Below are 8,530 nucleotides of genomic sequence, written 5' to 3' on the forward strand. Positions count from 1 at the left end.
TCCATTCTAAAATCCAAACTGTTTATTATAAGCCTCTATATCCTCCATTCCGATTGTCTGGAAGATGACCTTTATAAGTCTTGCTGCACAGTCTCTTGCTATGCCTCTTGGAAGAGAACCGTCCTTAAGTGCAGCCATTATGTTGTCAATGTCTATCTGATTTGCCGGCATTATAAGATCATTTCCCGCTATAGCGCAAGCCGATGATTTGCTTCCGCCCGCAGTTGTCGTAGTCCAGTCTGTCATTATTATTCCTTCAAATCCCCACTCATTTCTTGCTACTATCGTACAAAGGTCATAGCTGTTTGCTGTATGTATGCTGTTGATGAGGTTATAGGAGGTCATAATGCACATTGGCTGGGCTGTTTTAATGGCTATTTCAAACCCTCGGAGATATATCTCTCTTAAAGCTCTTTCAGATACTATGCTGTTCGAGCTCATTCTGTTGTCTTCCTGATTGTTGCAGGCAAAATGCTTGATTGTGGTACCCACACCCGGAACGGACTGTACTCCATGTGTAATAGCCGCCGCCATCTCCCCTGAAAGCAGCGGATCTTCTGAATAATACTCAAAGTTTCTTCCACAAAGAGGATTTCTGTGAATATTAAGTCCCGGAGCCAGCCACCAGGCAATACCAAACTCAGTCATTTCATCCGCTACAAGCCTACCGAGATTTCTAACCAATTCAAGGTCAAAGGTCTGTGCAAGATGAGTGCCTATAGGAATAGCAGTCGCGTACATGTAGTACTTGTCTACATCCTCATTCTTATAGTCCCTCCTAAAAAGACCGCCTTCAAGGCTTCCTATAAGCCCCACTCCATATATTTTCCCGGTATTTCTGTCCACATCATAGCTTCTAAGCACTCTTAAGCCGGCAGGACCATCTGCCATCGATATACCCGGAATACCATACTTTTCTTCAAGTGCACAGGTTGTCTCCCCTGCTGCTCCCGGAACACAGATACCTGTTTCAATCAGTTCATTATCCTTTATGTTGTCCTGTCCCTTGCTTATTTCTCCCATTAAAAGAGCTGTAAGCTCCTCATCTGTAAACTTTGCTGCCAACTCCTTAGAAATAAGGTCAAGGTCACTACGCCCCTTCTTTGCCCTTTCTTCTTTAACAGGAACAAAGGTGATGGCTTTAATCCCCTTATTTTCTGCTTCTTCCTTCCATTTCTTTGTAAGCTCACTTATCACGCTGTCAGGCCTTACTATTTCTTCAAGTTTCTCCTGAAGCGGAAGAATGTGTTCAACCTTTTCTATTACATAGTCTTCTTTAACTGATACCATTCCGGCTATTTCTGCGTTGTCAGAAGAATTGCCCACAAAGATACCGTATTCCCCATTTTCAAGTATCCAGCGGCTCTTCTCTTCATCAAAGGAAGCAAGCGCTTTAGAGTAGATAGTCACCTTTAAGACTTCACTTTCACCGGGCTTAAGCTCTCTCGTTTTCTTAAACCCGACAAGCCTCTTAAATTCTTTTTTAATACCTGTCTGAGGGCAGGTAGCGTAGACCTGTACCACCTCACGTCCACTATATTTGTTACCAGCATTGGCGACTTTAGACTCTACTGTGATTTCCCCGCTGCTTACTGATATATTCACATCAGAAATCTCAAAGTTTGTATAAGAAAGACCGAAACCAAATGGAAATGCAGGTTTTACGTTAAAGCTGTCAAAATATCTGTAGCCAACATAGATACCTTCAGTATATCTCTCATTTTCAACATCTCCATTATTATGGCTAAATGTCGATGCATTTGGATAATCCTTGTAAAGAAGAGCCCAGGTAGCAGACAGCTTTCCACAAGGAGTTTCCTTGCCAATTACCGCATCAGCCACAGCATTGCCTAGCTCCATACCCGGCTGTGATATATTCATTATAGCCCTTACGCTCTTGTTGCTTAATATGTCACTTAGGTCAACAGGGCCTCCTGCATTGATTAGAACCACTATGTTATCAGTGTATTTTCCCAGTTTGTTAAGCTCTTCTCTTTCTATGTCGCTTAGGTAATAATCGCCTTTCTCCAGGACTCTGTCTTTTCCTTCACCCGCAACCCTGCTAACTACATAGAAAGCGGCATCAGAAGCCTTTACTGCTTCTTCATCTATAGGAACCCTCTTAAAATCACGTCTTTTCTCACGCATAAAAAGTTCAAAGAAATCCTGGCTTGATATGTTTGACATATTGTTAAATATCTTATTTACATATTCAGCCTGTGCATCCTCATAATCCGTGGTAGAAGAGAGGATAGCCTCTTCATTTACAACCCTGAGTCCTGCATTCTTAAATCCAGTCAGGATGCTTACTACTTCTCTTTCATTAACGTCACCCGAGCCTGTTCCACCCTTTATGGCGTGAACCGCTCCCGTACCGGCTAAAAATACCCTTGCATCACTTGTTAGTGGCAGTAACCCATCATTTTTTAGAAGCACAAACCCTTGTGTAGCAGCATATCTGGCTATTTCTCTATGCTTTATTTCACGGCTTGTTACTTCTGCGCTCCTTACACCACTGTACTTTCTTGTTCTTTTTTGCATTATGACCTCCTTAGGTGATTGTTTATAACCTCTACACTATCTCCCACATACTATCAAGACATTTTTCAAAAAACATCTTATAGCTTAAGCAAAACCTGTTTTCATAATCCCCTGTAAATTCGTTCTTCACCCTGTTTCTCATACATCCTCCTCTGCAAACTTGGATGTATGGACAGACTTTACAGGACTCAGGAAGAGGGATGGAGCGTTCTATGAATTTACTCTTAAGCCTGTTTTCATTTATTACATCGAGGTTATCCGTATTAAAATTGCCCAATTTGTACTCATCAAGGGCATAGAAATCGCACGGATAAACACTTCCATCAGCCTCAACAGTATTCTGTACGCCACAGACTCCACGCTGCTCGCAGGCCTCAGGCATGTAGCCCATAAGAATACCTACATAGTTTTCAAAGCTCCTTATATAGGGCTGCCTTCCCTTTTTCCAGTCCTCAAACCAAAGGTCAAAGAGTTTTATGAGAAATTCTCCGTAAACTTCAGGGGTAAGTGCGAATTCTCCTTCTTTTTTGTCCTCTGTAAATGCCTCAAGGCAGGGAATATACTGCTGGTACTTAAAGCCTTTTTCGGCATAATCCCTGTATATTTCTTCAATGTTCTTTGCCACATCTGCAGTAACAACAGTTAATATATTGTATTCCACTCCAAATTTATCAAATAGTTTGGCTGTTTCATAAGCCTTATCATAGGCTGATTTCCCATTCAAATGCCTGTATTTATCGTGGGTACATCTATTTCCGTCAATGGAAAGTCCGACAAGAAAATTGTTTTCCTTAAAAAAAGTACACCAAGCCTCATCAATGAGGGTTCCGTTTGTCTGAAATGCATTGTTCACCCTCACGTTATTTTTGTTATACTTCTTTTGCAGCTCCACCGCTTTTTTGAAGAAATCAAGCCCACGAAGAGAGGGCTCACCACCTTGAAATGCATAGCTTGCCACTCCTTCAGCTCTAAGTAGAGTCTTCCTTATTACATTTTTAAGCGTTTCCTCCGTCATAAAGCCAAAAGATGCATCGGTGCGGTTCTCCATCTCATCCTTGTAAAAGCAATAGTCACAATGCATATTGCATAGCCCCGAAGCGGGTTTTATAAGTACACTGATAGCGGGCATTTAATTCTCCTGTCTGTATCTCTTAAAAAACTATCTATCAATATAATGTCAAATGAATTTATCATCTTTTGACACCTTTATGATTTATTCCATTCCCATTATAAGTATTTACATCCATTATTTCAATTATCTTTTGACTCATAATATCCTCGTAGAAAAAAGGACTAATATCCTATGCCTTACACTTTAGAATACTAGTCCTAAAAATCATTCTTTAATTATTATCTCTACCTTTCCTTCGCCTGCAGCCTCTATCTTCTCTATCAGCTTTTTTGCCAGCTTCTTTCTTATCTCCAGAGTAGATTTGTCATTTACTAGGTTATTTAATTCATAAGGGTCCTTACTTAAATCGTAGAAGAATTCTTCCTCGTAGACATCGCTCCTATCCTCATCCCAGCCGTTACTTTCAGGTACAAACACGCTGTAGAGGTAGTCTTTACTTCTTATACATCTTCCAAGCCTGCTTTCACTAATCTGGGCATATACGAATTTATCCTCGTCTATAGGCTTATCTATAAGGGTTGCAAGGTTTTCGCCTATCATATTATCTCCCACATCAACTCCCGCCATAGCTAGGATTGTCTTTGGAAGAGAGCAGGTAGAAACAACCTCCCGGACTACCTTTCCCCCCTTAAATGCGCCGCCTGCGATTATTAGAGGTACCTTAAGTGCAGAGCTGTGGCAGGTTCTCTTGTAGTCATCAGAGCCCTTTAAGTAAGTCTCTCTATTTCTTGTCTTAAAATGAGAGCCATGGTCTGAGGAGTATATTATTATCGTGTTGTCATATAAGTCTTTTTCTTTTAGCTTATCAACTAATTTTCCAAAATTATCGTCTAAACTCTTGCAGCAGCCCAGATAATCAGGGTACATCTGTCTTGCATCTCCTTCAAGCACCTCTAAGTCCTTAGGCAGCTTACAATCCTTAAACCTCTCCTTAGAGCCGTCAGGCCCCTCATAGTCAGCCCTGTCATTTTGATGATGCGGCTCAATGTGTGAAACAGTAAGGAAAAACGGCTTTTTACCATCATATTTATCAAGGAATTCAAGTGCAAAATCATTAATCCTGTCAACCCTGTAGCCCTTAAAGTCAATCCTGTTCATGTTTTCATCAAATACATAGCCGTCATAGCCATGGGAGGTCGCTTCAAGCACATCAGACACCCTCCAAAAGCCCTTATAACCACCTCTTCTATCCTCAGGTATGGCGTGCGTCTCATAGTCAGGATTTGCAGGCACGCTGTAGCTTGCCCTGTCACTTGCCAGATGCCATTTGCCGACATAGGCATTTTCATAGCCTGCCTCTTCCATATAGTTAGCGAGAGTTTTGATGTCTCTTGGGAGGGACTGGCCGTTTCTGTAGCAGCCTATTTCCGTAGGATATTTGCCACTTTGAAATATTGCCCTGCAAGGCCCACATACCGGCTGAGCGGTAAAAGCATCTCTAAAAAGCACTCCCTCACCCGCAAGTCTGTCAAGATTAGGTGTTATATCAAGCTCCTGACCATAACAGCCCATAGTATCTGCCCTCTGCTGGTCAGAAAAAATGAAAATTATATTTGGCTTTTCCATAATTACCTCCGAAAAAAAAATCTCTATGACGCATGGCTTTAATAATAACTATGCCTGCTTAGATTTAGCATTAAATACATTGGCTAAACTTTAACTTTCGTCAAATATTCTATCTTCAGACATTGTATTATTAAGCCATGTGACTGTCAAGAGATTATGTTAAATGGTGTGGGTTTAGGCTGATTTTACCTTTATTTTACTATAGGTTAACTCAAGCATTACAAAATTGATAATGGCAAAAATCAGGAGAAATGTAGGCATAATGGCTATGCCGATTTTCTGTTGAAGAAGCCCAAATATCATAGGCATAAAGGTACTTCCGACATAGGCTGCTGCCATCTGAAGCCCTATAACAGCTGCACTGTATTTCTTCCCAAAATTGGCAGGTGCCATGTGCTGGATAGCAGGATAGACAGGCCCCATACCGGTTCCAATGACTACAAAGCCTGCGGCTGCCACCATATAGTTTTCCACAGGTAAAAATACCATTATTATTCCTAATAATTCCACGAAAATGCCTGTGCGTATAAGCCTTCTGTCTCCCAGTTTATTTGAAATAAATCCTGAAATCAGCCTTCCAAGCATAAGCCCACCAAAGATAAGCGAGCCAAACGAAGCGATAGTTTCAGCACTAAGCCCACTCTTTGTACCTGCAAAATAGCTCGGAGTCCAAAGGAAACAGGTAGCCTCTCCCGCGCAGTAAGCGTAGAAAGCAATCAAAGTGAAAATAACTGCAGGCACCTTAAGCGCTTCTTTAATTCCAACACTGTCACTGTGGTCTTCTTCCTCTTCTTTGCCATTAGTTTTCCACAAAGGAAGGGAAATAATGCACACGAAAAGAATAAACATCTGGATATAGGATGTCCAACTATAGCCCTCATTCCACCTTGCGTATTTAAGTGCGAGTGCCATAATATACGGGCTTATCACCGCTCCTACACCGTAAAAGCAGTGCAGAAAGTTCATAACCGAGCCCGAATAATTATTTGCCACATAGTGGTTTACCGATGCATCTATAGCTCCTGCTCCAAATCCATAAGGAACAGCAAATATAAACAGCATCCAGTAATGGCTGCACATTGAAAATCCTAAAAGCCCGGCTATAGTAAGCCCTATTGACACTATCGTAATCCATTTTGTATGGAAGTGCTTTATCATACGAGGACTTAGAAGTGCTGATATGATTGTCATAAATGATATAGTCATCGATACATAACCCGCATAAGATGAGGGTACCGAAAACACAGCCTGCATCTTAGGCCAGCCTGAACCAAGGAGAGAGTCAGGCAGCCCCAGGCTTATGAAAATGAGATAGATGACTGCTAAAAGTAGTGAAGACATGAATTTCCTCCGGATTAAAAATAATGTCAGTAAGTAAAGAGCATCACTTATTGTGATGTTGTTGTTAATTCTTTTAATAGTCCTTCACAGCCTTCAAGTACGTCTCTATACGTAGCATCAAAGTCACCGGTATACCAAGGATCTGCTATATCACCATCTTTTCCTGCAAAAGAAAGCAGCTTTCTTATCTTCTTTTTCGGATCACCATTTAGAATTCTATCCAGATTTCTAAGGTTATTTGTATCCATGGCGATAATGTAGTCAAAATCCCTGTAATCTTTCTTAGTTATCTGGGTAGAGGTATGTGGCAGAACAGGTACCCCCACTTCTCTAAGCTTTTTCACTGTCCCATAGTGGGTGGATTCTCCAAGCGCCTCCGTACTGGTTGCCTTGGAGTCAATGAGGAATTCGTCTGCAAGGCCTGCTTTGTTAATCATGTCTTGGAATACAAAGTGTGCCATGGTGCTGCGGCAGATGTTGCCATGGCAGATAAAAAGTACGCTTGTTTTCATTTTTATCCTCCTAAAATGCCTTATTTTGCCCTGTTTTGAGTGGGTTTGCATACTCACCTTTTAACGGTAGTATCGTTAAATGGGTTTCAAATTTAGGGTTAGCCTTATAAGGTATGAACCAATGCTTTTATTTTACCAAATAAATATAAATTTGATAAGACTTAATACAGAAAAAACAGGCGGCATTTTGCTTTGCCACCTGCTATAAAGTTATATGAAGATGTAGTTATCTTTGGTTGAGAGATTAGTCGGTTATCAGGCATAATATTATCTAATTCCTTGATTTGCTTGACTTTTGTGTAAAGCAATCCTGAGTAGATTTACAAATTCCAATTTGTAGGGCTAATGTGTTTTTTGTTGACTAAGTCACGCCTTCGCTGATAAATGTCCAGACTCGCTCCGGTTTTTCTGCAAGGTGCTATTTTTAAGTTTTTACATGATGACGAAAAACCTAACGCGCTCGCTTAGGCATTATCAGCTCCGGCTGTTTAATTGATGAATGATTGCAAACAAACACATCAGCCACAAGGGGGCTGGGGGGAGTAGCTGTCTTTCATTTGGTATTCTAGTTATTATTTGTATAAATTTAAGGTGCCAGCTCCGAATGATAAATTCTAAGCGAGCGCATTAGGCGGAGCGAAGCGGATGCCGGAGCGAGTCTGAAATGTTATCATTCGGAGCGTCACTGTGTGGTAAGATAACAGCAAAAACTGATAATGCCTAAGCGAGCGCGTTAGGCGTAGCGAAGCGGATGCCGGAGCGAGTCTGGATATTTATCAGTTTTTGCGTCTACTTAGCAACTTATTTTAGCCCTACAACTTAGAATTTGTGTGATTAACTTTTGGTTTTCCTCACTATTGATAAGAAAAACTGAGATTTAACTAATAAATCAGTTTCGATTTATGACTATTCTTTCATTACTATTCTGAATAAGTTTAGTGAGCTTTCTGTACCTCTGGTATAGTGTTTCATCCTTATCAGTATCACCACCTAAGTCCAAAATAGCCTGACCCACTATTTCTTTTTTTGATGGTTTACTAAAATTTTCAACCTCACTATTTGTTTCATTTTCAATTATACACAAGGTCCCATCAGATCCAGTTGTGCCTCTATAGCTTTTTCCGGTTGTACTTGATGTGAACTCTATATCCTGAAAATGATGTCTATTGCTGACCGATTTTTTTATTTCCTCAGCCTGAGCTTCTTCATCCTGCTCCTTTGAAGTTTGTTCCCATAGTTTCAGATTATCCTGCAAAGAATTAATCTCTGCAATAGCCTCCAATATCTCGTAAGCATCTTCCGGAGACATGGCATAGAACTCCCTGATGCGTTTCTTACCTTCTACAGTATCAATACTCCTAAGAGTTAGATTAAGCTTATCAATTATGTTTGCATTGTTGTGCATTTCTTGCAGTTAAATTGTAAAACTCTCCTTTGC

Annotated in this window: 6 protein-coding genes; all 6 read right to left on the minus strand. The window is 40.7% G+C overall.

All coding sequences use genetic code 11. From position 1 onward, the window contains the following. Positions 1–6: 6 nt before the first annotated feature. The 6 genes from ACO6HM_RS09265 to ACO6HM_RS09290 all read right to left on the minus strand — a co-directional run bounded on the left by ACO6HM_RS09265 (position 7) and on the right by ACO6HM_RS09290 (position 8,401). Positions 7–2,541 (minus strand): beta-glucosidase, encoded by a 2,535-nt coding sequence (locus ACO6HM_RS09265; RefSeq protein ID WP_485390770.1) that lies wholly within the window; start codon positions 2,539–2,541, stop codon positions 7–9. A 31-nt stretch (positions 2,542–2,572) separates the two neighbouring features. Then, complete coding sequence (locus ACO6HM_RS09270; RefSeq protein ID WP_485390771.1) at positions 2,573–3,670, minus strand: anaerobic sulfatase maturase; 1,098 nt, start codon at positions 3,668–3,670, stop codon at positions 2,573–2,575. Positions 3,671–3,877: 207 nt separating this feature from the next. After that, entirely contained in the window at positions 3,878–5,239 is a 1,362-nt protein-coding gene (locus ACO6HM_RS09275) for a sulfatase family protein (RefSeq protein WP_485390772.1), read from the minus strand. A gap of 174 nt (positions 5,240–5,413) precedes the next feature. Further along, entirely contained in the window at positions 5,414–6,580 is a 1,167-nt protein-coding gene (locus ACO6HM_RS09280; protein ID WP_485390773.1) for an MFS transporter, read from the minus strand. A gap of 47 nt (positions 6,581–6,627) precedes the next feature. Then, positions 6,628–7,092, minus strand: a complete 465-nt coding sequence (locus tag ACO6HM_RS09285) for a low molecular weight protein-tyrosine-phosphatase (protein WP_485390774.1) — start codon at positions 7,090–7,092, stop codon at positions 6,628–6,630. Positions 7,093–7,981: 889 nt separating this feature from the next. After that, the gene (locus ACO6HM_RS09290; protein WP_485390775.1) at positions 7,982–8,401 is read right to left on the minus strand and encodes a hypothetical protein; all 420 of its coding nucleotides are present in this window, start codon (positions 8,399–8,401) and stop codon (positions 7,982–7,984) included. Positions 8,402–8,530 lie beyond the last annotated feature (129 nt).

It is taken from the genome of Catonella sp. (genome assembly GCF_057250765.1).

What these genes read in the sequence shown, in the direction of transcription:
- ACO6HM_RS09280 (WP_485390773.1), bottom strand. Translation starts at nt 6,580, where the DNA reads ATGTCTTCACTACTTTTAGCAGTCATCTATCTCATTTTCATAAGCCTG.
- ACO6HM_RS09285 (WP_485390774.1), bottom strand. Translation starts at nt 7,092, where the DNA reads ATGAAAACAAGCGTACTTTTTATCTGCCATGGCAACATCTGCCGCAGC.
- ACO6HM_RS09275 (WP_485390772.1), bottom strand. Translation starts at nt 5,239, where the DNA reads ATGGAAAAGCCAAATATAATTTTCATTTTTTCTGACCAGCAGAGGGCA.
- ACO6HM_RS09265 (WP_485390770.1), bottom strand. Translation starts at nt 2,541, where the DNA reads ATGCAAAAAAGAACAAGAAAGTACAGTGGTGTAAGGAGCGCAGAAGTA.
- ACO6HM_RS09270 (WP_485390771.1), bottom strand. Translation starts at nt 3,670, where the DNA reads ATGCCCGCTATCAGTGTACTTATAAAACCCGCTTCGGGGCTATGCAAT.
- ACO6HM_RS09290 (WP_485390775.1), bottom strand. Translation starts at nt 8,401, where the DNA reads ATGTCTCCGGAAGATGCTTACGAGATATTGGAGGCTATTGCAGAGATT.